This is a genomic window from Kitasatospora sp. NRRL B-11411 (genome assembly GCF_000721345.1).
GTDB lineage: Bacteria > Actinomycetota > Actinomycetes > Streptomycetales > Streptomycetaceae > Kitasatospora > Kitasatospora cineracea.
On the sequence record NZ_JOGH01000041.1, the window covers coordinates 33,486 to 59,250 of the forward strand.

Below are 25,765 nucleotides of genomic sequence, written 5' to 3' on the forward strand. Positions count from 1 at the left end.
TCCCCCTGGTCACCGCCCCTGGCCGGACCGCACGGTGACCAGGTAGGCCGTGCCGTGGCCCCCGCCGTACTCCTCGGCGGGGGCCTCGCCCGCGTAGGTGTGGCCGCACATCTCGCACCAGGCCGGGATGTCGTGCCGGGCCGCCTCGTCGTCGGAGAGGACGGCGATCCGGCCGCCGGGGGCGACCTCGCCGACGTGCTTGGCGAGTTCGATGACCGGGATCGGGCAGCGCTTGCCGAGGGTGTCGAGGACCAGGGCGTCGGCGCTGCCGGTCGGGGGCAGGTCGAGGCCGAGCGGGGCGCGGACCTCGGCGACGACGCGGGGCAGGACCTCGAGGAAGGCGTCGACCTCGGGGCGGGTGGTGCCGGCCGGCAGCGAGATCCGCAGGTTGCCCTCGGTGAGGACGCCCATGGCGGCCAGCACGTGGCTGGGCGTCAGGGTGCTGGAGGTGCAGGAGGAGCCGGAGCTGACCGCGAAGCCGGCCCGGTCGAGCTCGGTGAGCAGCACCTCGCCGTCGACGTAGAGGCAGGAGAAGGTCACCAGGTGGGGGAGCCGCAGCTCGGGGTGGCCGACCACCTCGACGGCGGGGACCAGCTCCGGGACCCGACGGCGGATCAGGTCGACGAGGGCCCGCAGCCGGGCGTTCTCGGCCTCGGCCTCGGCCCGGACGGCGCGCAGCGAGGCCGCGGCGGCCACGATCGCCGGGACGTTGGTGAAGCCGGGCACCCGCCCGCCCTCCCGGTCGTCGGCCGGCAGCGGCGAGGAGTAGCGGACGCCCTTGCGGACGGCGAGCACGCCGACACCGGCCGGGCCGCCCCACTTGTGCGCGCTCGCGGCGAGCACCGACCAGCCGGCCGGGACCGGCAGCCGCCCGGCGCTCTGCGCGGCGTCGACCAGCAGCGGGACGTCGCCGAGCAGCGCGGCGGTCTCGGCGACCGGCTGCAGGGTGCCGACCTCGTGGTTGGCGGACTGCAGCACGGCGAGCGCGGTGTCGGGGCGCACCGCGGCGGCGAACTCCTCGGCGGACACCCGGCCGTGGCGGTCGACCGGGACGGCGGTGGCGCTGCCGCCGTCGGCCTCCCAGCGTTCGGCGGTGTGCAGCACGGCGGAGTGCTCGACGGCGGAGTGCACCAGGTGGGCGCCGCGCCGGCGGTGGCCGCGCAGGGCGCCGAGGACGCCCAACTGGAGGGCCTGGGTGCCGGATGCGGTGAAGGCGATCTCGTCGGCCCGGGCGCCGAGCACCTCGGCGACGGTCTCCCGGGCGGCGTCCAGCAGCATCCGGGCCTGCCGGGCGGACCGGTGCAGCCGGGCCGGGTCGGCCCAGCCCTCGTCGAGGGCGGCGAGCAGGGCCTGCCGGGCGACGGGGTGCGGAGGGGCGGTGGAGGCGGCGTCGAAGTAGGGCACCCGGCCACCGTAGACGACGCCCCATACGGGGTGATTCCTCCCGTCCCGTCAGCCGCCCGACGCCCCGTCACCCGCGTGTCGCAGCAAGGTCGCCCGTTCGGCCGTGAGAGGCTCGGATGTCCGCCATGACCTGCGACTCCATCCGTCGTTCAGAGGTGCTTCACCCCCCGGGGGCTGATCGGGTAGCCGGGCGGCGCGTTACCGGGGGCTGCCCGTGAGTGCCGCATAAGGATGGAGTAGCGTTTGGCCCGCATAAGCATTCAAACCGTGCCCGTGGCCGGATCACCGAGGAGACCTGACAACGGACTCCGGACGGTGGTGCGTTCCCGGGCGAGACTTCGGGAAGGCGCTACGTGAGTCCCAACGGCTCCGACCGCTCGCCGCGGCGCACGATGCGGCGGAAGCTGCCTCAGGCGCTGGCACTGGGCCTCGTCATCGCGACCGCCACCGGCTGCTCGGCCAACGACCTGCCCAGGCTTGGCCTCCCCAGTCCCGTCACGAAGGAAGGCCCGCTGGTCCTTCACATGTGGCAGGGCTCGTGGATCGCGGCTCTGGTTGTTGGTGCATTGATGTGGGGTCTGATCATCTGGAGCGTGATCTTCCACCGGCGCAGCCGCACCAAGGTGGAGGTCCCCGCTCAGACCCGGTACAACGTGCCCATCGAGGCGCTGTACACCGCGGTCCCCCTCGTCATCGTCTCGGTGCTCTTCTACTTCGTCGCCCGCGACGAGGCCACCCTGACGAAGGTCGACGCGAAGCCCCAGCACACCATCAACGTGGTGGGCTTCCAGTGGAGTTGGGCGTTCAACTACGAGAACTCCGAGATCCCGGACCCGGCGAGCACCACCGCCGCGTACGAGGTCGGCAGCACCAAGGAGCCTCCGACGCTCTACCTGCCGATCAACGAGACCGTGAAGTTCCGGCTGACCTCCAACGACGTCATCCACGACTTCTGGCCCGTCAACTTCATGATGAAGATGGACGTCGTGCCCGGTGTGGTCAACGAGTTCCAGGTCACTCCGACCGCGCTCGGCACCTACCGCGGCAAGTGCGCCGAGCTCTGCGGTGTCGACCACTCCCGGATGCTGTTCAACGTCAAGGTCGTCACGGCCGACGAGTACCAGCAGCACCTCAAGGACCTCCGCGACAAGGGCCAGGCCGGCGCGGTTCCCGCAGGCATCCTCCCCACCACGGGAAGTAGTGAAGAGAAGTGACCATCCTCAACGAGCCCGCCGCGGCCGGTGGGGGAGCCGGGGCCGTCACCTCGGGGACTCCGCGGGTGCGCAAGCCGGGCAACGCGATCATCAAGTGGCTCACCACCACCGACCACAAGACGATCGGCACGATGTACCTGGCGACCTCGTTCGCCTTCTTCCTGATCGGTGGCGTGCTCGCCCTGGTCATGCGTGCCGAGCTGGCCCGCCCGGGCACCCAGATCCTGTCGAACGAGCAGTTCAACCAGGCGTTCACCATGCATGGCACGATCATGCTGCTGATGTTCGCCACCCCGCTGTTCGCGGGCTTCGCCAACTGGATCATGCCGCTCCAGATCGGCGCCCCCGACGTCGCCTTCCCGCGCCTGAACATGTTCGCCTACTGGCTGTACCTGTTCGGCTCGATCATCGCGGTGGCGGGCTTCCTGACCCCGCAGGGCGCGGCCGACTTCGGCTGGTTCGCCTACTCGCCGCTGTCGGACGCGGTCCGCTCGCCGGGCATCGGCGCCGACATGTGGATCATGGGTCTGGCCTTCTCCGGCTTCGGCACCATCCTCGGCGCGGTCAACTTCATCACCACGATCATCTGCATGCGCGCGCCCGGCATGACGATGTTCCGGATGTCGATCTTCGTCTGGAACGTCCTGCTGACCGCCGTGCTGGTCCTGCTGGCCTTCCCGGTCCTCGCGGCCGCGCTGTTCGCCCTGGAGGCGGACCGGAAGTTCGGGGCGCACGTCTTCGATCCGACGAACGGTGGAGCGCTGCTCTGGCAGCACCTGTTCTGGTTCTTCGGCCACCCCGAGGTGTACATCATCGCGCTGCCGTTCTTCGGCATCGTCTCCGAGATCATCCCGGTCTTCAGCCGCAAGCCGATGTTCGGCTACTCCGGCCTGATCGCCGCGACCATCGCCATCGCCGGCCTCTCGGTGACGGTGTGGGCGCACCACATGTACGTGACCGGACAGGTCCTGCTGCCGTTCTTCTCGTTCATGACCTTCCTGATCGCGGTCCCGACCGGTGTGAAGTTCTTCAACTGGGTCGGCACCATGTGGAAGGGCTCGCTGAGCTTCGAGACCCCGATGCTCTGGACGGTCGGCTTCCTGGTGACCTTCCTGTTCGGCGGCCTGACGGGCGTCCTGCTCGCCTCCCCGCCGATCGACTTCCACGTCTCGGACTCGTACTTCGTCGTCGCGCACTTCCACTACGTGGTGTTCGGCACCGTCGTCTTCGCCATGTTCGCCGGCTTCCACTTCTGGTGGCCGAAGATGACCGGCAAGATGCTCGACGAGCGCCTCGGCAAGATCACCTTCTGGACGCTCTTCATCGGCTTCCACACCACCTTCCTGGTCCAGCACTGGCTGGGCGCCGAGGGCATGCCGCGCCGCTACGCCGACTACCTGGCGAGCGACGGCTTCACCACGGCGAGAAGGTCAACGTCGACGACCCGTGGGGCTACGGCCGCTCGCTGGAGTGGGCGACCTCCTGCCCGCCGCCGCGGCACAACTTCACCACCCTGCCCCGGATCCGCTCCGAGTCCCCGGCCTTCGACCTGCACCACCCGGAGATCGCCGCGCTGGACTACCTGGAGAACCACGGCGAGGCGGCCAAGCACTTCGAGGGCGTGACCCCCGCGCAGTACGACCGTCCGTCGCTGGGCAAGGGCAAGAAGGAGGGTGACGCCCGATGAAGGAACAGGGCAAGATCTTCGCGGGTCTCTCCGTGTTCGTGCTGGCGATCGCCATCACCTACATGGTGTGGACCATGAAGTCGGACCACGGCCTGGAGGCCGCCGGCACCACTGCGCTGTTCCTGGCCTTCGGCCTGTGCGCCTTCATCGGCTTCTACCTGGCGTTCACCGCCAAGCGGGTGGACACCGGCGCGGGCGACAACCCCGAGGCCCAGGTCTCGGACGACGCCGGCGAGGTGGGCTTCTTCGCCCCGCACAGCTGGCAGCCGCTCTCCCTGGCGATCGGTGGCGCGCTGGCCTTCCTGGGCGTCATCTTCGGCTGGTGGCTGCTGTTCTGGTCGATCCCGATCATCCTCATCGGCCTGTTCGGCTGGGTGTTCGAGTTCTACCGCGGCGAGAACCAGAACCAGTAGTTCCGGATCGCGCAAGCCGCACGGCGGGCCGGGTACTCCCCTCGGGGGGTGCCCGGCCCCGTCGTTTCCCCGGGAACCCCGGGGGTTGTCCCCCGACCGGGTTACCCGGAGTGCCGCTCGGGTGACGCCTTCCTACGCTCTGAGGCAGGTTCATACCCCTGGGAGGTTCCGTTGAAGGGCTCTCGGATACATGGCAGTTCCCGGACCGCGTTGGCCGCCGTGCTGGTACTGGCACCGGCCGCGGCCTGTTCCTCCGGCGGCGGGTCCGCCGAGAAGGATTCGGCCCGTCAGATCGACGTGGCCCCGCTGATCCACACCTCGGCCGCCGGGGAGAAGGCCGACCCGGCGAAGGCGTTCAGCGTCACCACGGACGGCACCGCCAAGCTCGGCACCGTCACCGTCACCGGCCCCGACGGGAAGCCGGTGGCCGGTCAGCTCGCCGCCGACCAGCAGCACTGGCAGACCACCGACCCGCTCCGGGCCGGCGCCGCGTACACCGTCAAGGTCGCGGCCGAGGACGGCAAGGGCGGCCACGGCGAGGCCGACTCCGCCTTCACCACCGCCGACGCGCAGCACGTCGTCACCGCCGAACTCGGCCCCGACAGCGCGGGCAGCGGCGTCTACGGCGTCGGCCAGCCGCTCACCGTCAAGCTCTCCGAGGCGGTCACCGACCCGGCGGCCCGGCAGCAGATCGAACGCGGGCTCGTCGTCACCTCGCAGCCCGCCGTCACCGGCGCCTGGTACTGGGTCGACGACGAGAACCTGCACTTCCGGCCGCAGGAGTACTGGCCCGCCAACACCACCGTCAAGCTCGCCTACGACCTGCCCGGCATCCGGATATCCGACGGCGTCTACGGCGGCGAGGAGCAGACCCTCGCGCTGCGCACCGGTGACCGGATCGAGGCGGTGGTCGACGCGGGCACCGACCAGCTGACGTACAAGCGCAACGGCGAGGTGGTGAAGACCATCCCGGTCACCACCGGCAAGCCCGGCTTCGACACCCGCAACGGCGTCAAGGTGGTGCTCGGCCAGGAGTCCGACGTCCGGATGAGCAGCGAGACGATCGGCATCGCGGCGGGCAGCAGCGAGTCCTACGACCTGGACGTGAAGTGGGCGACCCGGGTGACCTGGAGCGGTGAGTACGTGCACGCGGCGCCGTGGTCGGTGTGGGCGCAGGGCAAGGAGAACGTCAGCCACGGCTGCACCGGCATGAGCACCGACGAGGCGAAGTGGTTCTTCGACAACACCCGGGTCGGCGACATCGTGCAGGTGGTCAACAGCAAGGGCCACGACATGGAGCCGTTCGGCAACGGGTTCGGTGACTGGAACGTGAGCTTCGACGAGTACGTGAAGCACAGCGCGCTGGGCAAGCCGGTCAGCACGGCGGCGCCCGAGGCGGGGGTGAACGCGACGCCGGGCCCGTCGGCGGGCGCGAGCGCGGGTGCGAGCGGTTCGGCTTCGGCTTCGGCTTCGGTCTCGGCCTCGGTCTCCGCTTCGACGGGGGCGGTGCGGGCCGCGGGCCGGTGACGTGCGGCGAGGTCCGCCCGGGGAGCCGTGGGGCTCCGGCCGGGCGGACCTCGCCGTTCGCCGACGCGGGTCAGGCGGTGCGGCGGCGGGGCATCAGGAACCAGTACGCGGCGGCGGCGGTGAGCATGCCGGCGGGCAGGGAGAGGTCGGTGCCGCCGAGGGCTTGCGCGGCCCAGCCGGTGAAGAGCTGGGTGGAGAGGCAGAGGGTGGCGGCGGCGGTGCCGAGGACGAGGGCGGCCGCGCCGGCCCAGTTGACGCCGTGGGAGTACCAGTAGGGGGAGGCGGGGGACTCGTCGGTGAGGTCGGGGCCGCGGTAGCGGTTGCGGCGCCAGAGGATGTCGGTGGCGTAGACGGCCATCACCGGGCCGGTGATGGCGACCATCAGCTCCAGCATGTTGTTGACGGTGTCGAGGAAGTTGGAGACCAGCAGCGCGTACAGGGTCAGCGCGATGCCCAGCGCGCCGTCCAGGGCGACGCTGCGGGAGCGGCGGATGCGCAGGCCGACGGCCTGCAGGGCGAGGCCGGAAGAGTAGGCGGTCATGGCGTTGTTGGCGATCGCGCTGAGGACGATGGCGAGCAGGAAGAGCGGCCGGAACCAGCCGGGCAGGACGGCGGTGAGGGCGGACTGCGGGTCCGTCATGTCGAGGGTGGTGGCGGCGAGGCTGCCGAGGGCGGTGAACAGGACGCTGGGGACGAAGGCGCCCAGCGCCGTCCAGCCGGCCACCGCGCGGGGCGGGGTGGTGCGGGGGAGGTAGCGGGAGAAGTCGGCGCTGGTGGAGTACGACAGCGGGGCGGAGGCGATCAGCGCGGTGCCGCCGGCCAGCGCGGCGACCAGGGCGGTGCCGTGCAGGGGGTCGGCGGGGCGGTAGTGCCAGTCGGTGTGGCCGCCGGTCAGCAGGTAGCCGGTGAGCAGCAGGAAGACCGCGGTCAGGACCAGGGTGAACGGCCCGTACAGGCGGACGATGGTGGCGTGGCCGTAGACCGAGATGGCCAGCGTGGCGGCCGCGATCAGCACGATGACCAGGACCTTGAGCGGGGTGCCCGGGGTGATCCCGGCCCGTTCGGCGAGGCCGAACGCGGCGAGCGAGGCGGCGGCCCAGTTGAGGGCGAGGTAGCAGACCGAGACCAGCCAGCCGGTGACGGCGATGTTCACCCGGTTGCCGCGGACGCCGAACATGGCCCGCATGATGACCTCGCTGGGGGCGCCCGCGGCCGGGCCGCTGACGGCGAGCAGGCCGACGCCGGCCCAGAGCAGGTTGCCGGCCGCGATGACGGCCAGCGACTGCCACAGGTCGAGTCCGATCAGCACCAGGGTGCCGCCGACGACCAGGTTGAGGTAGCTGACGTTGGGGGCGGCCCAGACGGCGAACAGGTCGCGGGGGCGGCCGTGGCGCTCGGCGTCGGGGATGTGGTCGATGCCGTGCGCCTCGATCCGTCCGGCCCGGTCGGCCGCCGGCGGGGGCGTGGGGAGCTCCGTGTGGGGGTCTGGAATCGTGGATTCCATGGAGTCCTCCGAGGTTTCGAGTGCGGGTGCCGGTGCGGTCGGCGGTGCGGGAGCGGCCGATGCGGAAGGCGGCTTGTCTATTGGTCGCACATCCAATAGCGTGCGGGGCATGTCGTCAAGCGGCCAGTCGAAACGGGTGCGCAAGAACCCCGAGGCCAGGCGGGCGGAGATCGTGGCCACCGCGGCCCGGATCGCCCTCGCCGAGGGCCTGGAGTGCATCACGATGCGGCGGGTCGCCGAGGAGCTGGACGTCCGTCCCGGACTGATCAGCCACTACTTCCCGGTCGCCGAGGAACTGGTCGCCGAAGCCTTCGGCGCCGCCGCGTCCGGGGAACTGGCCGAGCTGCTGCCCGACGCCGACGCCGCCCTCCCGGCGGTCCGGCGCCTGGCCCGCTTCCTCGATCGCACCGAGGGGCCGCGCTACGACGAGCTGAGCCGGCTGTGGCTGAACGCCCGCCACCTCAGCCGGTTCCGGCCCGCCCTGCGGGAACGGGTCGGCCAGCAGGAGGCGCTCTGGCGAGACGGACTGACGGCACTGCTGCGCGAGGGCGTCGCGTCCGGGGAGTTCCGCACCCCGGACCCGCACGTCACCGCGATCCAGCTCCTGGTCGTCCTGGACGGCCTGGGGGCGCACGCCAACACCGACCGCACCGGACGACCCGGGGCGGTCACCGGGATGGCGCACGCCCTCGCCGAACGCGAACTCGGCCTGCCGGCCGGGGCGTTCGGCACCCCGCACTGACCGCACCACCGCTGAGGAGCCACCCGTGCACCCCGACCTCGTCCTGACCAACGCCCGGCTGCTCGACCCCGGCAGCGGGGACTTCCTGCCGCACGACGCGCTCGTCCTGAGCGGCGGCCGGATCGCCGGGTTCGGGGCGGCCGCCGCGGCCGGTGCCGAGGTGCTCGACCTGGGCGGCGCGGTGGTCGTCCCCGGGCTGACCGACGGCCACCTGCACCCCGTCTCGGGCGCCGAGCGCACCGCCGGGGTGGACCTGTCGGGGTGCACCGACCTGGAGGGCGTCCGGGCCGCGCTGGCCGGGGCGGTGCGGGAGCTGCCGGCCGGGCAGTGGCTGCGCGGCTGGGGCCTGGACCCGAACGCCTTCGGCGACCTGCCGGTCTCCGCCGACAGCGTGGGCCCGGTGCTGGACGGCGTCCCCGCCGCGATCGACCTGTTCGACGCGCACTCCGTGCTGGCCAGCCGCCGGGCGCTGGAACTGGCCGGGATCGACGGGCCGCGCCGCTTCGAGCAGGGCTCCGCCGAGGTGGTCTGCGACCCGGCGGGCCGCCCGACCGGCCTGCTGCTGGAGGACGCCGCCTGCGAACTGGTCGAGGCGGTCGCCCCCCGTCCGAGCTTCGAGGAGCTCTGCCGGGCCACCGCCGTGGTGCTGCGGCGGATGGCCGCCGCCGGCCTCACCGGCGGCCACGCGATGGACGCCAACGGCGAGAGCCTGGCCGTCTACGCGGCCCTGGAGGAGCGCGGACAGCTCCCGCTGCGGCTGCGGATCGCCCCCTGGGTGCAGCCCGGCGCGAGCCCGGCGGACCTGGCCGAACTGGTCCGGCGCCAGGGCGGGGGCGGCCGGCGCTGGCGGGTCGACGGGGCGAAGCTCTTCATGGACGGCACCATCGACAACGGCACCGCCTGGCTGGAACGCCCGGACTGCCACGGCGAGTCGACCGGCGCGTTCTGGCCCGACCCGGCCGAGTACACCCGGGTGATCGGCGAACTCCACCGGGCCGGGGTGCCGACCGCCACGCACGCGATCGGGGACGCGGCCGTCCGGCACGTCCTGGACGCGGTGGAGCGGGCGGTGGCCGCGCACGGGAGGGGCGCGGTGCGGCACCGGGTCGAGCACGTCGAGACGGTGCCCGACGACACCGTCGCCCGGTTCGCCGCGCTGGGCGTGGCCGCCTCGATGCAGCCCACCCACTGCACCGAGTACACCCGGGCCGACCACACCGACAACTGGTCCCGCCGGCTCGGCGAGGAGCGGGCCAACCGGGCCTTCCGCTGCCGCGACCTGGCCGCGGCCGGCGCCCGGGTGGTGCTCGGCTCGGACTGGCCGATCGCGCCGTTCGAACCGCTGGGCGTGATGGCCGGCGCCCGGCACCGGCGGCCCGCCCGCGACCTGCGGCAGCCGCCGCACCTGCCCGGGCAGGCGCTGACGCCGCTCCAGGCGCTGGCCGGCTACACCCTCGCCCCGGCCTGGGCCGCGGGGGAGGAGGACCGGGCCGGACGGCTCGCGGTCGGCCACCGGGCGGACCTGACCGTCCTCGCGGAAGACCCGCTGACCGTGCCGGACACCGAACTGGCGGGCGTCCCGGTGCTGTTGACGGTCTCGGACGGCGAGGTCACGCACCGGGCGGTGTGACGGCGGCAGGACGGCAGGACGGACGGCGCGGCCGGACCCCCGGGGAGGGGGCCGGCCGCGCCGTCGTGCCGTGCCGGTCAGCGGTAGGCGGCGTCCAGGGCGGTGGCGATCGCGGCCAGGGCCTCGTCGTAGCTGAGGCCGAGGTGGGCGGCGCGGGCCGCGTACTCGGTCGCGGCGGTGGCGGCGAGGCGGTGGGAGGTGTCCCCGGTGGGGGCGATGGTGGTGCCGGCCCGGCCGCGGGTCTCGACCACGCCGTCGGCCTCCAGCTCGCGGTAGGCGCGGGCCACCGTGTTCGCGGCGAGGCCGAGCCGTTCGGCGAGGGCGCGGACGGTGGGGAGCTTCAGGCCGATCGGGAGCTCGCCGCTACGGGCCTGGGCCGCGATCTGCGAGCGGACCTGCTCGTAGGGCGGTGTGGGGGACTGGGGATCGATCGCCACGTGCACCCGGCCAACATAACAGGGCGTCAGGGGAAGTCCCGTCCGAATATGCCAGAACCCCCACCGGCCGGGGCCGGTGGGGGTTCTGACGTGGCGTGACAGCTACACGGGATCAGTGGTGGCCGTGGCCGCTGGTGATCTCGTGGTACTCCTCGGTGGTGGGCTTGGCGATCTGGTTGCCCTCGCCGTAGAAGCCCTCGGAGAGCTTCACCCGGGTCTTGGTGATCACGCCGGCCTTGCGGGCCACACCGTTCTCGTCCGTCTCGGCGGGCAGCTCCAGCGGCTGGGGCTGCTCGTGGGCGGTGAGGGTGTGCAGGTCCTTCTGCGCCAGCGGGGTGTGGACCTCGACGAACTCGCCGTGCGGCAGGCGCTTGATGATGCCGGACTCGCGTCCGTGCAGCACCTTCTCCTTGTCGCGGCGCTGGAGGCCGAGGCACCAGCGCTTGGTGACGATGAAGGTCAGGACCGGCACCACGAAGAAGCCGACGCGGACCGCGTAGGTGATCGTGTTGATCGACATGTGCAGGTGGGTGGCGAACAGGTCGTTGCCACCGCCGACCAGCAGGACCAGGTACAGCGCGATCCAGGCCGCGCCGAACGCGGTGCGGACCGGGGCGTTGCGCGGGCGGTCCAGGATGTGGTGCTCGCGCTTGTCGCCGGTGACCCAGGACTCGATGAACGGCCACACCGCGATGGCGACCAGGACCAGCGGGAAGATCATCAGCGGGATGAACACACCCAGGTTCAGGGTGTGGCCGCCCCAGACGGAGACCTCCCAGCCCGGCATGAAGCGGATCAGGCCCTCGGCGAAGCCCATGTACCAGTCGGGCTGGGCGTCGGTGGAGACCTGGTCCGGACGGTACGGGCCGTACGCCCAGACCGGGTTGATCGTGGCGATCGCGGACATCGCCGCGATGATGCCGAAGACCAGGAAGAAGAAGCCGCCGGCCTTGGCCATGTAGACCGGCATCAGCGGCATGCCGACGACGTTCTTCTCGGTCTTGCCCGGGCCCGCCCACTGGGTGTGCTTGTGGTAGAAGACCAGGATCAGGTGCGCGACCAGCAGGCCCAGCATGATGCCCGGGATGAGCAGCACGTGGATGGTGAAGAAGCGCGGGATGATGTCGGTGCCCGGGAACTCGCCGCCGAACAGGAACATCTGGATGTAGGTGCCGACGATCGGCACCGCCAGGATCGCGCCCTCCATGAAGCGGATGCCGGTGCCCGACAGCAGGTCGTCCGGCAGCGAGTAGCCGAAGAAGCCGTCGAAGAAGCCCAGGCACAGCAGCAGGAAGCCGAACAGCCAGTTGATCTCGCGCGGCTTGCGGAACGCGCCGGTGAAGAAGACGCGCATCATGTGGACGAACATCGCGGCCACGAAGACCAGCGCGGCCCAGTGGTGGATCTGACGGATCAGCAGACCGCCGCGGACCTCGAAGCTGATGTTCACCGTGGAGGCGTACGCCTCCGACATCTTGATGCCGTTCAGCGGCAGGTAGGTGCCGTGGTAGACGGTCTCCGCCATGCTCGGCTTGAAGAACAGCGTCAGGTACACACCCGTGAGGATGATGATGATGAAGCTGTAGAGGCAGATCTCGCCGAGCATGAAGGACCAGTGGTCCGGGAAGATCTTGCGCAGGTTGGCCTTGGCCAGGGAGTAGAGCCCGAGCCGGCCGTCGACCCAGTCGGCAGCCGCCTCGGCCTTGTTCGCGGGCTTGGCCCGCGTGCTGGCCGGCTTGGAGGCACTGTTGGTGCCGCTTGCGGAACTCATCGCGGACGCTCCCAGTAGCTCGGGCCGACGGGCTCGTCGAAGTCGCCGGTGGCGACCAGGAAGCCCTGCTCATCGGTGGTGATCTTCAGCTGCGGCAGCGGGTGGCCGGCCGGGCCGAAGATGACGCGAGCGCCGTCCGCCAGGTCGAAGGTCGACTGGTGGCAGGGGCAGAGCGCGTGGTGGGTCTGCTGCTCGTACAGCGAGATCGGGCAGCCGACGTGGGTGCAGATCTTCGAGTAGGCGAGGATGCCCTCGAAGCCCTTGTCCCGGGACTTGGTGTCCTTGATGTCCTCCGGGGCGATCCGGATGAGCATCAGGGCGTCCTTGGCGATCTTCTGCTGGAAGTCCTCAGCCGACTCCTCCAGGCCCTCGGGCTTGGCGAAGGTGAGCGAGCCCTGGATGATGTCCTCGGGCTTCATCGGCTGGTCGGTGTTCATGTTGACCAGCTTGATCGGCTTGCTGGCGGTGGCCTCCACCCAGCCGGTGTGCAGGAGCTTCTTCTCCGGCAGCGGGCCGAGGTCGCGCAGCAGCACCACGCCGGACAGCGGCACCAGGGCCATCGAGCCGATCAGGGTGTTGCGGATCATCTTGCGGCGGCCGAAGGCCGACTCCGCGGCACCGGTCTTGAACTGCTCGATGACGTCGTTGCGGACGTCGTCGTCGGCCTCGATCGGGTGGCGCTCGGCCGGCAGCTCGTGGTCCGACATCAGGGTGCGGGCCCAGTGGACCGCGCCCGCGCCGATGCAGAACAGCGCCACGCCGAGGGTCATGCCCAGGGCGAAGTTGAGCGCGCTGACGTGGCCCAGCGGGAAGATGTAGACGATCTTGTCGGCGTCGATCGACGCGTACGACGCGATGAAGCCGACGGTCGCCAGCATCGACACCACGAACAGCAGCGACACCTGGCGCTCGGCCCGCTTGGCGGCCCGCTCGTCGATGTCGGTCCGACGCGGCTCGTGGGCCGGCAGGCCCGGGTCGGCGAACGGGTCGCCGTGGGTGGCGACGTCCGTGCCGTGGGAGGCGTCGTGCGCCTCCGGCAGGTTCTCTGACATGTCGTGGCTCATGACTTCTTGGCCTTGGTGGTGTGGGCGGCGACCCAGATCGCGATCACGATCAGCGTGCCGAGACCGAAGATCCAGCCGAACAGGCCCTCGGTCACCGGACCGAGGCTGCCCAGGGCGAGACCGCCCTGGTTGGGCTCGTCGTTCGTGTGGCGGACGAACGCCACGATCTCGCGCTTCTGCTCCTCCGGCATGGTGGTGTCGGGGAAGGACGGCATGTTCTGCGGGCCGGTCTGCATGGCCTCGTAGATGTGCTTCGCGTCCACGCCCTCCAGGGACGGGGCGAACTTGCCGTTGGTCAGCGCACCGCCCTTGCCGGCGAAGTTGTGGCACTGGGCGCAGTTGGTGCGGAACAGCTCGCCGCCCTTGGCGACCTGCTCGGCGTTGGTCACCGGGTCGTCGGAGGGCTGGTACTGCTTGCTGTCCGGCGCGACCGGGCCGGGGCCGAGCGAGGCCACGTAGGCGGCCAGCTGGTCGATCTCGGCCTGGGAGTAGATGTTCTTCTTGCGCGGGACCTGGGCGCCCGGCTGCTGGGCCGGCATGCGGCCGGTGCCGACCTGGAAGTCGACAGCCGCGGAGCCGACGCCGACCAGCGACGGACCGTCGGAGGTGCCCTGGCCGTTCAGGCCGTGGCAGGAGGAGCAGCCGACGGCGAAGAGCTTCTTGCCCTCGTCGATGGCGAGCGACTGCGCGGAGCTGTCGGCCTGCGCCTTCTCGGCGGGCGCGAAAGCGGCGTACAGCCCCCCGGTGGCCGCCAGGGCGAGAAGTAGGACGACGACCGCCGCCAGTGGGTGGCGCCGTCGTGCGGAGAGCTTTTTCACGGAATAACCCCGGTGTCAGGATCTGGTCGGCAGCAGCCTGCCCCTGACTCCCACGCGTCCAGGTGACGCCGGGTCAGGGGCGGGGCGGCTGTTACTTGATCAGGTAGATGGTCGCGAACAGGCCGATCCACACGACGTCGACGAAGTGCCAGTAGTACGACACCACGATCGCCGCGGTGGCCTGCTCGTGGGTGAAGCGCCGCGCCGCGTAGGTCCGTCCGAGGACCAGCAGGAAGGCGATCAGACCACCCGTCACGTGGAGTCCGTGGAAGCCGGTGGTCAGGTAGAACACCGTGCCGTACGGGTCCGAGGACAGGGAGAGGCCGTCCTTCTTGACCAGCTCGGTGTACTCGAAGATCTGGCCGCCGATGAAGATGGCGCCCATCACGAAGGTGATCGTGAACCACGAGCGCAGCTTCTTCACGTCACCGCGCTCGGCGGCGAACACGCCGAGCTGGCAGGTGAGGGAGGAGAGCACCAGGATCGTGGTGTTGACCGAGGAGAAGGGCACGTTGAGGGCATGGGCCTTCTCGTGCCAGAACTCGGCGCCCTTGACCGAGCGGAGGGTGAAGTACATCGCGAACAGGGCCGCGAAGAACATCAGCTCCGAGCTCAGCCAGACAATGGTTCCGACGCTGACCAGGTTCGGCCTGTTGACCGCTCCGTGCGCGTGTCCGGTTTCTGTTGCTGTTGCTGTCGCCACGACGGACATTATGTCGGTCCCTTATTCCGTCTTCACGCCGGGGGGTGTCCCTCGGAGTGTCCGGTGCGTGAGGTATGCCCGCCTCGCGCACCGCCCGTTTTCTGACGGTTGTTCGGACCGGGTGAGCCTACTGGGCCGGCGGGGTGAGTCCGGGGCGCGGCGGCTTGAGCGAGATCGCGTCGGGGTCTCCGCAGGACGGGCGCGCGGGAGTAGCATCCGTCCCAGGACGTGGTCCGGGTCACACTGGGCCGTTCGGTCGGGGCCGCCCGGCGTGGGCACACATATAAGAGGACGAGCACCAGGAAGCAGGGGCCATGGCGCAGCACTCCGACGAGACGCTCACCGTTCTCGTCTACAGCGACGACCGCAACACCCGTGAGCAGGTGACCCTCGCCCTCGGCAGGCGGCCCGCCGCGGACGTGCCCGCCCTCGAGTACCTGGAGTGCGCCACCGCCCCCGCGGTGCTGCGCGCCCTGGAGAAGGGCGGCATCGACCTGTGCGTGCTGGACGGCGAGGCCGCCCCGGTCGGCGGGCTGGGCCTGACCCGGCAGTTGAAGGACGAGATCTACGGCTGCCCGCCGGTGCTGGTGGTGATCGGCCGGCCGCAGGACTCCTGGCTCGCCGCCTGGAGCCGGGCCGACGCCGCGATCTCGCACCCCGTCGACCCGGTCGCCCTCGCCGACGCCGCGACCGCGCTGCTGCGGGCCCGGCTGGCCCGGCGGGCGCCCGCCGGGCGCTGACCCGTTCCACCGGCGCGTCTCAACTGGAGAGAAGGGGACGGCAACCCCGGGCGGCCGTCCCCGCTCCCTCGATAGGCTGACGTCATTCCTCTGGGATCCCTCCGGGACGATGACGAGAGCTGGAGTCAGCCATGGTGAACGCGCACTCTGCGAACGGCGGTAGCGACCCCGCGCAGGTGGTCCGCACCTGGCCCGGCCTGCTCAGCTCGCTGCTGGGGGGCAACGACCTCAGCCAGGCCGACACCGCCTGGGCGATGGACCGGATCATGAGCGGCGAGGCCAGCCCCGTGCAGGTGGCCGGCTTCCTGATCGCCATGCGCGGCAAGGGCGAGACGGTCGAGGAGATCGCCGGCCTGGTCGAGGCGATGTACGCGCACGCCCTGCCGCTGGAGATCCCCGGGCCCGCGGTCGACATCGTCGGCACCGGCGGCGACCGGGCCAAGACCGTCAACATCTCCACCATGTCCGCGGTGGTCGCGGCCGCGGCCGGGGCGAAGGTGATCAAGCACGGCAACCGGGCCTCCTCCTCGGCCACCGGCTCCTCGGACGTGCTCGGCCGGCTCGGCGTCAACCTGGAGCTGTCCGCCGACCGGGTCGCGGCGGTGGCCGAGGAGGTCGGCCTGACCTTCTGCTTCGCCGCCAAGTTCCACCCCTCGATGCGCCACACCGCCCAGGCGCGCGCCGAGTTGGCCGTCCCGACGGTCTTCAACATCCTCGGCCCGCTCACCAACCCGGCGAAGGTCACCTCGCACGCCGTCGGCTGCTTCGACACCCGGCTGGCCGGGCTGATCGCCGGCGTGCTGGCCCGGCGCGGCGCGCAGGGCCTGGTCTTCCGGGGCGACGACGGGCTCGACGAGCTGACCGTCACCACCACCTCGCACGTCTGGGTGATCCGCGGCGGCGAGGTGACGGAGCTCGAGTTCGACCCGCGCGAGGTCGGGATCGACCTGGTCGGGATCGAGGCGCTGCGCGGCGCCGACGCCGAGTACAACGCGGACGTCGCGCGCCGGGTGCTGAACGGCGAGCGCGGGCCGGTGCGGGACGCCGTCCTGCTCAACAGCGCGGCCGCGCTGGTCGCGCTGGAGCTCGGGGACGCGCCGCTGGTCGAACAGATCGCGGCGGCGATGGAGCGGACGGCGGCGGCGATCGACTCCGGGACGGCGGGGGAGCTGCTGAAGCGCTGGGCGGAGGCGACCCGGGCCTGACGGCGGGCCGGGGGCGGCCGTTCCGGGTTTCCGGCGCCAGCTGCCCCTGGCGCCAACTGCCCCCGGCGGCAAGGGCTTTCGGCTGGGACGGACAGGGTCGGTCGGCCGTTCTCCGGGCCCCGGCGGGGCCCGGTTCCGTATCGGGATGCGGACAGGTGTTGAGACCGGGGCGGTCTCGTGTACTGTCTTCCGCAGGTCATGAGTGGCAGCGACAAGCCCCAGCTTGCTGTCCGGCAACCCTCCGTCCGTGGCGGGGTGCCCTGGGTGAGGACCGGGCCGCGTGGCGATCAGTCCGCGTGGCAAGCGCGGACTTCCGGTGGGTGCACTTCCGGGGTCCTGACCCCGTGGAGGAGTGCACCCATGTCTGTTGTCACCGAGATCTGCGAGCCGCTGGCGGTGCTGGGCGGGGACGTCGAGGTCCCGCTGGCCTCCGGGGAGAAGGTCGGGTACGCGGCGCTGGACTACGCGGCGAGCGCGCCGGCCCTGCAGCGGGTGTGGGACGACGTGGCGGCGTACGCGCCGTACTACGGGTCGGTGCACCGCGGGGCCGGGTACCTGTCGCAGCTGTCCACCGACCTGTTCGAGCAGAGCCGGCGGACCGTCGCCGAGTTCCTGGACCTGCGCGACGGGGACCAGGTGGTGTTCACCCGGGCGACCACCGACTCGCTGAACCTGCTGGCGGGGGCGGTCCCGGCCGGGACCGAGGTGTTCGCGTTCGAGACCGAGCACCACGCCTCGCTGCTGCCGTGGCGGCGCGAGGGCCTGGCGGTGCGCTACCTGCGGGCGCCGCGTTCGCACGCCGAGGCGGTGGCGGCGCTGGAGGAGGCGCTGCTGGGCGCGGCCGAGGGCCCGAAGCTGTTCTGCGTGACCGGCGCGTCCAACGTGACCGGCGAGCTGTGGCCGGTCAAGGAGCTGACCGCGGTCGCGCACCGCTACGGCGCCCGGGTGGTGCTGGACGCGGCCCAGCTGGCGCCCCACCACCGGGTCTCGGTGCGGGAGTTGGACGTCGACTGGGTGGCGTTCTCCGGGCACAAGCTGTACGCGCCGTTCGGCGCCGGCGTGCTGGCGGGCCGCTCGGACTGGCTGGACGCGGCCGAGCCGTACCTGGCCGGCGGCGGGGCGAGCCGGACGGTGGCCCGGGAGCTGGACGGCTCGGTGGCGGTCGAGTGGCACACCGGCCCGGCCCGGCACGAGGCCGGTTCGCCGAACGTGATCGGCGCGTACGCGATCGCCTCGGCCTGCCGGGCGCTGGACGAGGCGGGCTTCGAGGCGCTGGAGGCCCGGGAGCGGGCGCTGGTGGCGAAGCTGACCGAGGGCCTGGCGGCGATCCCCGAGGTGCGGGTGCTCAACCTGTTCGGCGAGGGCTCGGACCGGGTCGGCGTGGTGTCCTTCGTGGTGCGCGGCTGGAACAGCTCGCACTTCTCGGCCGCGCTGTCCGCCGAGTACGGCATCGGCGTCCGGGACGGGCTGTTCTGCGCGCACCCGCTGGTGCGCACCCTGCTGGGCGGCGAGGAGGCGGCCCCCAGCGAGTGCGGGGCGCCGGAGCCGTCGCTGCCCGGCGAGCGCAGCCTGAACGCGATCCGGGTCAGCTTCGGCGCCGGGACCCCGGTCGAGCACGTCGACCGGTTCCTGACCGCCGTCCGCGAGCTGGTCAGCGACGGCGCGAAGTGGAGCTACCGCAACGAGGGCGGCCGCTGCGTCGTAGACACCCAGCAGCAGCGCTGAGCGCTCAGCCGTCCAGGCCGAGCGAGAACGCGGCCTCCAGGTCGTGCTGGGAGTAGGTGCGGAAGGCGATGTGGGTCTCGGTGTTCGTCACGCCCGGGACCTTGTTGAGGCGGCCGGGGATCACCTCGGCCAGGTCCTCGTGGTTGCGGACCCGGACCATGGCGACCAGGTCGTAGGTGCCGGTGACGGAGTAGACCTCGCTGACGCCCTCGATGGCGGCGATCGCCTCGGCGATCTCGGGGATCCGGTCGACGTCGGTGTTGATGAGGACGATCGCGGTGATCACTGGGCAACTCCCGTTCGAGAAGGTCCGCTCAGGGTATCGCCCGCCGGACGGGCGGCCCACGCGAACAACCAGCCCGTCACGAAGCCGATCACGTGCACCAGGTAGGCCACCCCGTCACCGCCGGAGGTGACCGACCAGGACTGCAGGACGAACCACAGGCCGAGCACCAGCCAGGCCGGAAAGCGCAGCGGGAGGAACAGCAGGAGCGGCACCAGCGCGGTCACCCGGGCCCGCGGGTACAGCCGCAGGAACGCGCCCAGCACCCCGGCGATCGCGCCGGACGCGCCGACCAGCGCCCGCACCGCGTCGGGGGTGCCGGACTCGGCCAGCGCGTAGCCGTAGGTGGCCAGGCAGCCGATCGCCAGGTAGCCGACCAGGAAGCGGACCCGGCCCAGCCGGGCCTCCACGGCCGGGCCGAAGACGTACAGGAACAGCAGGTTCCCGATCAGGTGCAGCCAGCCCGCGTGGACGAACAGCGCGGTCAGCACCGACAGTTCGGGGCTCTTGCCGGGGGTGGCCGGCAGCACGCAGCCGGGCGCCGCCGGGGGGAGCGCCGACAGCTGGGCGGCCGTCAGGGGGCGGCCGCCCAGCAGTTCGGCCGGGACGGCGCCCCAGCGGTGCTCGTAGCGCTGCTCGGCGCAGGCCCGGGCGTCGCCGCTGCCGTACAGCGGGTTGGGGCCGGACGGGCCGAGCAGCATGACCAGGGCGGCCAGCGCGATCAGCAGGTACGTGGCGACCGGGGTGCGGGCGGCCCGCTCGGCCGCCGGCGAACCGGCCCGGGCGGGGGCGGAGAGCACCATACCGGTCAGCATTCCTCGGGGGCGCACCCGCGACACCGGGCGCTGGGCCGGCCGGGTGAGCGTCCGGGCTGTGGACCGGTGATCCGTCCGCCCGGCCGCAGGCAATAGGCTGGAGGCCCGGAACCGGGACCAGCCGAGAGGGACCACTGATGAGCATTGCCGCGCCGACCGCCGAGACCCGCTGGCGCTGCACCCTGTGCGGCAACCTGACCCGCTTCGACGTCACCCGTTCGTCCCGGGTGACCGACTTCCTGCACTTCGACCTCTCCGGCGAGTCCAAGGTCGAGGAGACCCATGTGCTGTCCGAGACCATCGAGTCGGTGCGCTGCCGCTGGTGCAACGCCGTCGACCAGGTCGAGCTGGTGGCCCGTCCCGGGGCCGAGGAGCCCGCCGAGGGCGACGCCCAGCAGGGCTGACGCAGTTCCCACCGCCCCGCGTTCCCGTCCGCCCCGGACGGGGGCGCGGGGCGGACTCGTCGGCGGGGTGCTGTCGGTGCGGCACGGTAGACGGGACAATCGAGCAGTAGCGGCGGACAGCAACGCCCGCCCGGCACCCGCCGGGAGGGCCCGCCCGGACCAGGATCGGAGCCGAGGACAGTGGCGGAGGCAGCGAACGCGCCCGCGGGCACGGACGGGACCGCGCCCGGCCCGGCCCCGGAGCCGCACGGCGGCGCGGAGACGGCCGGGCGCCCCCTGCCCGAGGGCGTGCGCCGGCGGGTGGTCGGCATCGCCTCCGACGCGCTCGGCGGCATCGCGGCGGGCGAACTGCCCGCCTCGCTGCGCCCGTACGCCAAGTTCACCCCGGCCCGGCGGGCCAAGTACGCGGCGACCGCGCTGGCCGCCGCGCTGGAGTCGGACCCGGCGTTCCGGGTCCGGATAGCCGAACGGCTGCGGCTCGGCCAGCCCGACCTGGTGCAGGCGCTGGAGACCGGCACCGTCCCGGCCGCCGCCGACCCGATGGACGTCGCGGCCGCCGCCTACCTGGTCCGCCCGGCCGGCTGGGCCCGGCTGGTCGAGGAGGCCGGCGAGGAGGCCGAGCGGGCCGACGCCGAGGGCGCGGCCGCCGAGGCCGCCCGGCTGGCCGGGAAGCTCCAGGAGGAGCTGGCCGAGGCCCGGGCCGCCGCCCGCGGCGAGCTGGAGCGGCACCGGGCCGAGGCCGAGGGGGTGCGCAAGGAGGCGGAGTCGCTGCGCAAGAAGGTCCGCTCGCTGGAGGCGGACACCCGCCGGGCGCAGGCCGAGAGCCGCCGGCTGGCCGGGGAGCTGGAGGCGGCCAGGGCCGCCGCGGCGGCCGAGCGCAGCGCCGCCGAGAGCGAGGCCCGGCGACTGCGGCACCGGATCGCCGAGCTGGAGGCCGCGGTGGAGAGCGGGCGGCGCACCGCCCGGGAGGGCCGCAGCGTCGAGGACATGCGGCTGCGGCTGCTGCTGGACAGCGTGCTGCAGTCGGCGCAGGGCCTGCAGCGCGAGCTGGCGCTGCCGGTGACCGGGCTGCGCCCGGCCGACCTGGTGGAGGCGGTCGAGCCCGGCTCGGCCTCGCCGCACGACGTGGCCCGGCGCGGCCTGGCCGAGGACGACCCGGCGCTGCTGGACCAGCTGCTGGCGATCCCGCAGGTGCACCTGGTGGTGGACGGCTACAACGTGACCAAGACCGGTTACCCGCAACTGCCGCTGGAGCAGCAGCGGTTGAGGCTGCTGGGCGGGCTGGCGATGCTGGCCCAGCGCACCCAGGCCGAGGTGACCTGCGTGTTCGACGGCCAGGACCTGGACGTGCCGGTGATCATGGCGCCGCCGCGCGGGGTGCGGGTGCGGTTCAGCCGGACCGGGGAGACCGCGGACGAGCTGATCCGGCGGCTGGTGCGGGCCGAGCCGCAGGGCCGTCCGGTGGTGGTGGTCTCCGCCGACAAGGAGGTGGCCGACGGGGTCCGCAAGGCGGGGGCGCGGCCGGTGGCCTCGGTGCTGCTGCTGAACCGGCTGGCCCGCAGCTGAGGGGCGGTCAGCGGGCCTGCGGGCGGCCGGGGTGTGACGGTCCGGTGAAGGGGGGCGGGGAGGCGGAACCGGAAGCCCCCGGGAGTGGACGCGGGGGCTGGGACTTCACTAGGGTCTGGCGTCAAACCTATATTCCGGACCTTCACTCGTCGGGGTGAGTCCAGCAGGAAGAAGGAGCTCACCCTTGGCCTCCCACCGCCGTCCCAAGCAGCCGAGCCGTGCGCGGATCTCCGTGTTCACCGCCGCCGCCGCGACCGCGGTCGCCCTGACGGCCCAGGCCAGTGCGCACGCCGCGCCGGCCCAGCCGAACAAGGACGAGGTCAAGGCGCAGGTCGACAAGCTGCTCGAGGAGCAGGAGCAGTCGGCCGAGAAGTACAACGGCGCCAAGGAGCGGGCCGACCAGCTGCGCAAGCAGGCCGACGACCTGCAGGACCAGGTGGCCCGCGGCCAGGAGCAGCTGACCGAGCTGGCTTCCGGGCTGGCGGCGGTGGCCGGCGACCAGTACCGGCAGGGCGGCGTCGACCCGTCGATGCAGCTGATGCTCTCCTCTGACCCGGACCACTACCTCACCCAGGCCACCTCCTTCGGGCAGGCGGCCAGCACCCAGGCCGAGACGCTCAAGTCGCTCAAGGACCAGCAGCGCCGCCTGGACCAGCAGAAGCAGGAGGCCGCCCAGGTCCTGCACGAGCTGGACAGCCAGACCCAGGCGCTCAACGACGCCAAGAACGACGTGCAGAGCAAGCTCGCCGAGGCGCAGAAGCTGCTCTCCAAGCTGAACGCCGCGGACCGCGCCGCGATCCTCCAGGGCTCCGGCGGCACCGCCTCGCGCAGCGCGGACCGGATCGACCCGAAGAGCCTGCCGCCGGCCAGCGGCTACGCGGCGACCGCGGTGGCGGCCGCGCTCAGCAAGCAGGGTTCGGCGTACGTGTGGGGCGCCACCGGCTCCAGCACCTTCGACTGCTCCGGCCTGATGGTGTGGGCGTACAAGCAGGCCGGGGTCTCGCTGCCGCGCACCTCGCAGGACCAGGGCAGCTACGGCACCAACGTGGGCACCGACTGGCACAACGCGCAGCCCGGCGACCTGGTCGTCTACTACGGCGACCGGCACCACGTCGGCATGTACATCGGCAACGGCCTGGTGGTGCACGCGCCGCGCACCGGTGACGTGGTGAAGACGATGAAGGTCGACACCCTGCCGATCTCGACCATCCGCCGGGTCTGAGCGAGCGGGCCTGACGGCCCGACGAATCGGACAAACGCCCCACTGGGCAACAATTGACGCACCGTGACACGCCCGGGCGGGTCGGAATCACCCTGTGATTCGAGACACGCCCGGGTGTGGTGTTTCCCGGGTGAATGGCGGGAAACGCTGTGCTCGGGGTAAGGAATCGATCACGTTCGGTCAGATTTACCGGGGTGTTTGATTCAGAATCAGATTTTTTTCCGACAAGGATTTGAACGGATCACGGATCGGTTACTAGGGTCGTGCCTCGACCACCGCAGTGTCGATCGCCCAAGGGGGGCGGCGGCGGAGGTCGCCGCCGAGTCCGTGACGCAGCGGGCAGACCGTCAACACCGGGTCTGCCGACGGGGATACCCCTGCGGGGGTGCTGTCGAACGGAGCCGGGGAACCATGTTCCCCCGGGGTGAATCGGCGCCCGGTCGACCGCCGCGCGCGGTCGGTGAAGCGCCGTAGGGCATCTCTTCCGGCCCGAACCCGTCAGCTCACCCGGTAGGCGGTGTGAGGAAGAAGGAGTCCGCCTTCGTGGCGTCCCATCGCCGTCCCAAGCCCGTCGGCCGTGCCCGGGTCTCGATTCTCACTGCCACCGCCGCCGCTGCCGTGGCGCTGTCCGCCCAGAGCGGCGCGCACGCCGACCCGGCGCCGACCAAGGACCAGGTCAAGGCCCAGGTCGACGAGCTCAACGAGCAGGCCGAGGTCAAGACCGAGGCGCTGAACGCCTCGGTCGAGAAGCAGCAGGCGCTGCAGCAGCAGGTCGGCCAGCTCCAGGACCAGCTCGCCCGCCAGCAGGAGCACGTCACCACCGCCCGCGAGGCGCTGGCCGGCATCGCCGCCGAGCAGTACCGCACCGGCAGCATGCCGCAGACCATGCAGCTGATGCTCTCCAGCAGCCCGGACGCCTTCCTCGGCCAGGCCGGCGCGCTGAACGCGGTCGGCTCCACCCAGGCCGACCTGCTGAAGACCTTCAAGGACGAGCAGGCGCAGCTCGACGCGCAGCGCAAGGAGGCCGAGTCCAAGCTCGCCGAACTGGACACCACCACCAAGGCCCTCAAGGCCGACAAGGAGGACGTCCAGGCGAAGCTGGCCAAGGCCCAGGACCTGCTCAACACGCTGACCCAGCAGGAGCGCGAGCAGCTCGCCGCCGCCGAGGCCAAGGCCGCCGACGACGCCAGGGCGAAGGCCGACGCCGCCCAGCAGTCGCAGCGGGCCTCCCGCGACACCACCCGGGTCGAGCTGAACGCCCCGGCGTCCTCCAGCTTCTCGGGCAACGCGGTCGGCGCGGCCGTCTCCAAGCTCGGCAGCTGGTACTCGTACGGCGCGGCCGGTCCGAGCACCTTCGACTGCTCCGGGCTGATGCAGTGGGCCTACAAGCAGGCCGGCGTGTCGATCCCGCGCACCTCGCAGGCGCAGGCCGGGGCCGGCACCAGCCTGGGCACCGACATCTCCAAGGCCCGCCCGGGCGACCTGATCATCTACTACGGCGACCAGCACCACGTCGGGATGTACGTCGGCAACGGGCAGATCATCCACGCCCCGCACACCGGCGCGCAGGTCCGCTACGAGTCGGCGACGGTCATGCCGATCAACCGGATCGTCCGGATCTGACGCTCCGTCGGAGCCGTCGGCCCGGTACCCCGCACGGGGTGCCGGGCCGTTTCCGTTCGGGTGTCCGATTCATGGTCAAATATTCGGTGCTGTCGGGGTTTGGACTGGATCGATCCGACTCGCTAACCTCTGCCCCCGGGCCCCCGCGAGGACGGCCGTCCGACCGCGGACGGCGGCGGAGGCCGGTCGCAGAACGGAGCCGTCGCGCGTGTCCGTGCCCCGCCGCACCCCACTGCCCGGCGTCCAGCGCCTCGCCCGGGCCCTGGCGCTCACCGCCGCCGCCACCAGCGCGCTCGGCCTGACCGTCGGCGGCGCGCACGCCGACCCCGCGCCGACCAAGGACCAGGTCAAGGCGCAGGTCGACCAGCTCTACGAGGAGGCCGAGCGGGCCTCCGAGCAGTACAACGCCGCGCTGGAGCAGCAGCGCCGGCTGCAGGCCGAGGCCGGCACCCTGCAGGACCAGGTCGCCGCCGGGCAGGACGAGCTGAACCGGCTGCGCGGCGACCTGGGCGCCGTCGCCGCCGCCCAGTACCGGGCCCAGGGCATCGACCCCGCGGTCCGGCTGATGCTGGACCAGGACCCGGCCGGCTACCTCACCGGCGCCCGCTCGCTCGAACAGGCCACCGCCCGGCAGGGCGACCGGCTGCGCGACGTGGCCGAGCGGGCGCGCCGGCTCGACGAGCGGCGGCACGAGGCCGGCGCCAAGCTCACCGAGCTCGAACAGGCCCGGCAGCGGCTGGCCGCCGCCAAGGACGACGTCCGCGAACGGCTGGCCCGGGCCCAGCGGCTGCTGAACGGCCTCGCCCCCGCCGACCGGGCCGGGATCGCGGCCGACGACGCCCGGGCCGCCCGGCAGCGCGCCACCCGCGGCACCGACCGGATCGACCTCGGCGACCAGCCGCCCTCCTCCGACCGGGCCGCCGCCGCGCTGGCCGCCGCCGTCTCGAGGATCGGCTCCCCGTACGTCTACGGATCGACCGGCCCCGGCACCTTCGACTGCTCCGGTCTGATGTACTGGTCATGGCGGCAGGCCGGAGTGACCCTGCCGCGGACCTCGCAGGAGCAGGCCTCGGCCGGCCGGCGGGTGAGCCTCGCCGAAGCCCGGCCCGGAGACCTGGTGATCTTCTTCAACGACAGGCACCACGTCGGCATGTACGCCGGCGGGGGCGTCGTCGTGCACGCGCCCCACCCCGGCGCCCGGGTCCGCTACGAGAGCGTCAGCGCGATGCCGGTCAGCTCGGTGGTGCGGATCTGAGCCTCGTCGACGA

Annotated in this window: 22 protein-coding genes, 1 pseudogene and 2 riboswitches; of the genes and pseudogenes, 14 read left to right on the top strand and 9 right to left on the bottom strand. The window is 72.2% G+C overall.

Annotated features, from left to right (window positions below):
* Positions 1-9: 9 nt before the first annotated feature.
* Entirely contained in the window at positions 10-1,404 is a 1,395-nt protein-coding gene (locus IH44_RS0119835; protein WP_030460967.1) for a cysteine desulfurase/sulfurtransferase TusA family protein, read from the bottom strand.
* A gap of 353 nt (positions 1,405-1,757) precedes the next feature.
* Between IH44_RS0119835 and coxB the strand changes: the two genes are divergently transcribed.
* From coxB to IH44_RS0119855, 4 genes and pseudogenes are all read left to right on the top strand, one after another.
* Complete coding sequence (gene coxB / locus IH44_RS0119840; RefSeq protein ID WP_030460968.1) at positions 1,758-2,618, top strand: cytochrome c oxidase subunit II; 861 nt, start codon at positions 1,758-1,760, stop codon at positions 2,616-2,618.
* Positions 2,615-4,305, top strand: a pseudogene (locus tag IH44_RS41220) (cbb3-type cytochrome c oxidase subunit I). Before coxB ends, IH44_RS41220 begins: the two are co-directional and overlap by 4 nt.
* Positions 4,302-4,718 carry a cytochrome c oxidase subunit 4 gene (locus IH44_RS0119850; RefSeq protein ID WP_030460969.1) on the top strand — a complete coding sequence of 139 codons (417 nt, stop codon included), beginning with the start codon at positions 4,302-4,304 and terminating at the stop codon, positions 4,716-4,718. The pseudogene IH44_RS41220 and the gene IH44_RS0119850 overlap by 4 nt, the downstream one beginning before the upstream one ends.
* Before the next feature lie 219 nt (positions 4,719-4,937).
* Positions 4,938-6,245, top strand: coding sequence for an Ig-like domain-containing protein (locus tag IH44_RS0119855; RefSeq protein ID WP_081966994.1), 1,308 nt, complete (start codon positions 4,938-4,940; stop codon positions 6,243-6,245).
* Between the two features lie 70 nt (positions 6,246-6,315).
* On the opposite strand, the gene IH44_RS0119860 is transcribed toward IH44_RS0119855, so the two are convergent.
* On the bottom strand, positions 6,316-7,749 hold the full coding sequence (locus IH44_RS0119860; protein ID WP_030460971.1) for a cytosine permease: 1,434 nt from the start codon (positions 7,747-7,749) through the stop codon (positions 6,316-6,318).
* A gap of 109 nt (positions 7,750-7,858) precedes the next feature.
* On the opposite strand from IH44_RS0119860, the gene IH44_RS0119865 reads away from it, so the two are divergent.
* Together IH44_RS0119865 and IH44_RS0119870 are read left to right on the top strand one after the other, a co-directional pair.
* A complete protein-coding gene (locus tag IH44_RS0119865) occupies positions 7,859-8,491 on the top strand; it encodes a TetR/AcrR family transcriptional regulator (protein ID WP_030460972.1) in 633 nt (210 codons plus the stop codon).
* Positions 8,492-8,516: 25 nt separating this feature from the next.
* Positions 8,517-10,121, top strand: coding sequence for an amidohydrolase (locus IH44_RS0119870; protein WP_030460973.1), 1,605 nt, complete (start codon positions 8,517-8,519; stop codon positions 10,119-10,121).
* A 77-nt stretch (positions 10,122-10,198) separates the two neighbouring features.
* Here the strand turns inward: IH44_RS0119870 and IH44_RS0119875 are convergent, their stop codons facing one another.
* The 5 genes from IH44_RS0119875 to IH44_RS0119895 all read right to left on the bottom strand — a co-directional run bounded on the left by IH44_RS0119875 (position 10,199) and on the right by IH44_RS0119895 (position 14,923).
* Complete coding sequence (locus IH44_RS0119875; protein WP_030460974.1) at positions 10,199-10,564, bottom strand: GntR family transcriptional regulator; 366 nt, start codon at positions 10,562-10,564, stop codon at positions 10,199-10,201.
* Between the two features lie 106 nt (positions 10,565-10,670).
* Complete coding sequence (locus IH44_RS0119880) at positions 10,671-12,329, bottom strand: cytochrome bc complex cytochrome b subunit (protein WP_030460975.1); 1,659 nt, start codon at positions 12,327-12,329, stop codon at positions 10,671-10,673.
* Positions 12,326-13,381, bottom strand: a complete 1,056-nt coding sequence (locus tag IH44_RS0119885) for a ubiquinol-cytochrome c reductase iron-sulfur subunit (protein WP_232795017.1) — start codon at positions 13,379-13,381, stop codon at positions 12,326-12,328. The genes IH44_RS0119880 and IH44_RS0119885 overlap by 4 nt, the downstream gene beginning before the upstream one ends.
* An 8-nt stretch (positions 13,382-13,389) precedes the next feature.
* Positions 13,390-14,211 carry a c-type cytochrome gene (locus IH44_RS0119890; RefSeq protein WP_030460977.1) on the bottom strand — a complete coding sequence of 274 codons (822 nt, stop codon included), beginning with the start codon at positions 14,209-14,211 and terminating at the stop codon, positions 13,390-13,392.
* A gap of 91 nt (positions 14,212-14,302) precedes the next feature.
* The gene (locus IH44_RS0119895; RefSeq protein ID WP_030460978.1) at positions 14,303-14,923 is read right to left on the bottom strand and encodes a heme-copper oxidase subunit III; all 621 of its coding nucleotides are present in this window, start codon (positions 14,921-14,923) and stop codon (positions 14,303-14,305) included.
* A gap of 305 nt (positions 14,924-15,228) precedes the next feature.
* Between IH44_RS0119895 and IH44_RS0119900 the strand changes: the two genes are divergently transcribed.
* The 3 genes from IH44_RS0119900 to IH44_RS0119910 all read left to right on the top strand — a co-directional run bounded on the left by IH44_RS0119900 (position 15,229) and on the right by IH44_RS0119910 (position 18,584).
* The gene (locus IH44_RS0119900; protein ID WP_030460979.1) at positions 15,229-15,654 is read left to right on the top strand and encodes a hypothetical protein; all 426 of its coding nucleotides are present in this window, start codon (positions 15,229-15,231) and stop codon (positions 15,652-15,654) included.
* Positions 15,655-15,785: 131 nt separating this feature from the next.
* A complete protein-coding gene (gene trpD, locus IH44_RS0119905) occupies positions 15,786-16,859 on the top strand; it encodes an anthranilate phosphoribosyltransferase (RefSeq protein ID WP_030460980.1) in 1,074 nt (357 codons plus the stop codon).
* 194 nt (positions 16,860-17,053) lie between these two features.
* A riboswitch (SAM riboswitch) is annotated at positions 17,054-17,171 on the top strand.
* Between the two features lie 48 nt (positions 17,172-17,219).
* On the top strand, positions 17,220-18,584 hold the full coding sequence (locus IH44_RS0119910; RefSeq protein ID WP_030460981.1) for an aminotransferase class V-fold PLP-dependent enzyme: 1,365 nt from the start codon (positions 17,220-17,222) through the stop codon (positions 18,582-18,584).
* A 4-nt stretch (positions 18,585-18,588) separates the two neighbouring features.
* Here the strand turns inward: IH44_RS0119910 and IH44_RS0119915 are convergent, their stop codons facing one another.
* A complete protein-coding gene (locus IH44_RS0119915) occupies positions 18,589-18,870 on the bottom strand; it encodes an Lrp/AsnC ligand binding domain-containing protein (RefSeq protein ID WP_030460982.1) in 282 nt (93 codons plus the stop codon).
* Positions 18,867-19,670 carry a rhomboid family intramembrane serine protease gene (locus IH44_RS0119920; RefSeq protein ID WP_232795018.1) on the bottom strand — a complete coding sequence of 268 codons (804 nt, stop codon included), beginning with the start codon at positions 19,668-19,670 and terminating at the stop codon, positions 18,867-18,869. The genes IH44_RS0119915 and IH44_RS0119920 overlap by 4 nt, the downstream gene beginning before the upstream one ends.
* A 149-nt stretch (positions 19,671-19,819) precedes the next feature.
* Between IH44_RS0119920 and IH44_RS0119925 the strand changes: the two genes are divergently transcribed.
* From IH44_RS0119925 to IH44_RS0119945, 5 genes are all read left to right on the top strand, one after another.
* Positions 19,820-20,086, top strand: a complete 267-nt coding sequence (locus tag IH44_RS0119925) for a hypothetical protein (protein WP_030460984.1) — start codon at positions 19,820-19,822, stop codon at positions 20,084-20,086.
* Between the two features lie 180 nt (positions 20,087-20,266).
* On the top strand, positions 20,267-21,652 hold the full coding sequence (locus IH44_RS0119930; RefSeq protein WP_030460985.1) for an NYN domain-containing protein: 1,386 nt from the start codon (positions 20,267-20,269) through the stop codon (positions 21,650-21,652).
* Between the two features lie 184 nt (positions 21,653-21,836).
* Entirely contained in the window at positions 21,837-22,874 is a 1,038-nt protein-coding gene (locus IH44_RS0119935; RefSeq protein WP_030460986.1) for a C40 family peptidase, read from the top strand.
* A gap of 379 nt (positions 22,875-23,253) precedes the next feature.
* Positions 23,254-23,407, top strand: a riboswitch (cyclic di-AMP (ydaO/yuaA leader).
* A gap of 10 nt (positions 23,408-23,417) precedes the next feature.
* Positions 23,418-24,497, top strand: a complete 1,080-nt coding sequence (locus IH44_RS0119940) for a C40 family peptidase (RefSeq protein WP_030460987.1) — start codon at positions 23,418-23,420, stop codon at positions 24,495-24,497.
* 208 nt (positions 24,498-24,705) lie between these two features.
* Positions 24,706-25,752, top strand: a complete 1,047-nt coding sequence (locus IH44_RS0119945; protein WP_081966990.1) for a C40 family peptidase — start codon at positions 24,706-24,708, stop codon at positions 25,750-25,752.
* Positions 25,753-25,765 lie beyond the last annotated feature (13 nt).

Coding starts and splice junctions, on each gene's coding strand:
- IH44_RS0119850 (WP_030460969.1), top strand. CDS start 4,302: ATGAAGGAACAGGGCAAGATCTTCGCGGGTCTCTCCGTGTTCGTGCTG.
- IH44_RS0119880 (WP_030460975.1), bottom strand. CDS start 12,329: ATGAGTTCCGCAAGCGGCACCAACAGTGCCTCCAAGCCGGCCAGCACG.
- IH44_RS0119895 (WP_030460978.1), bottom strand. CDS start 14,923: ATGTCCGTCGTGGCGACAGCAACAGCAACAGAAACCGGACACGCGCAC.
- IH44_RS0119920 (WP_232795018.1), bottom strand. CDS start 19,670: ATGGTGCTCTCCGCCCCCGCCCGGGCCGGTTCGCCGGCGGCCGAGCGG.
- IH44_RS0119860 (WP_030460971.1), bottom strand. CDS start 7,749: ATGGAATCCACGATTCCAGACCCCCACACGGAGCTCCCCACGCCCCCG.
- IH44_RS0119910 (WP_030460981.1), top strand. CDS start 17,220: ATGTCTGTTGTCACCGAGATCTGCGAGCCGCTGGCGGTGCTGGGCGGG.
- IH44_RS0119900 (WP_030460979.1), top strand. CDS start 15,229: ATGGCGCAGCACTCCGACGAGACGCTCACCGTTCTCGTCTACAGCGAC.
- IH44_RS0119865 (WP_030460972.1), top strand. CDS start 7,859: ATGTCGTCAAGCGGCCAGTCGAAACGGGTGCGCAAGAACCCCGAGGCC.
- IH44_RS0119885 (WP_232795017.1), bottom strand. CDS start 13,381: ATGTCAGAGAACCTGCCGGAGGCGCACGACGCCTCCCACGGCACGGAC.
- trpD (WP_030460980.1), top strand. CDS start 15,786: ATGGTGAACGCGCACTCTGCGAACGGCGGTAGCGACCCCGCGCAGGTG.
- IH44_RS0119925 (WP_030460984.1), top strand. CDS start 19,820: ATGAGCATTGCCGCGCCGACCGCCGAGACCCGCTGGCGCTGCACCCTG.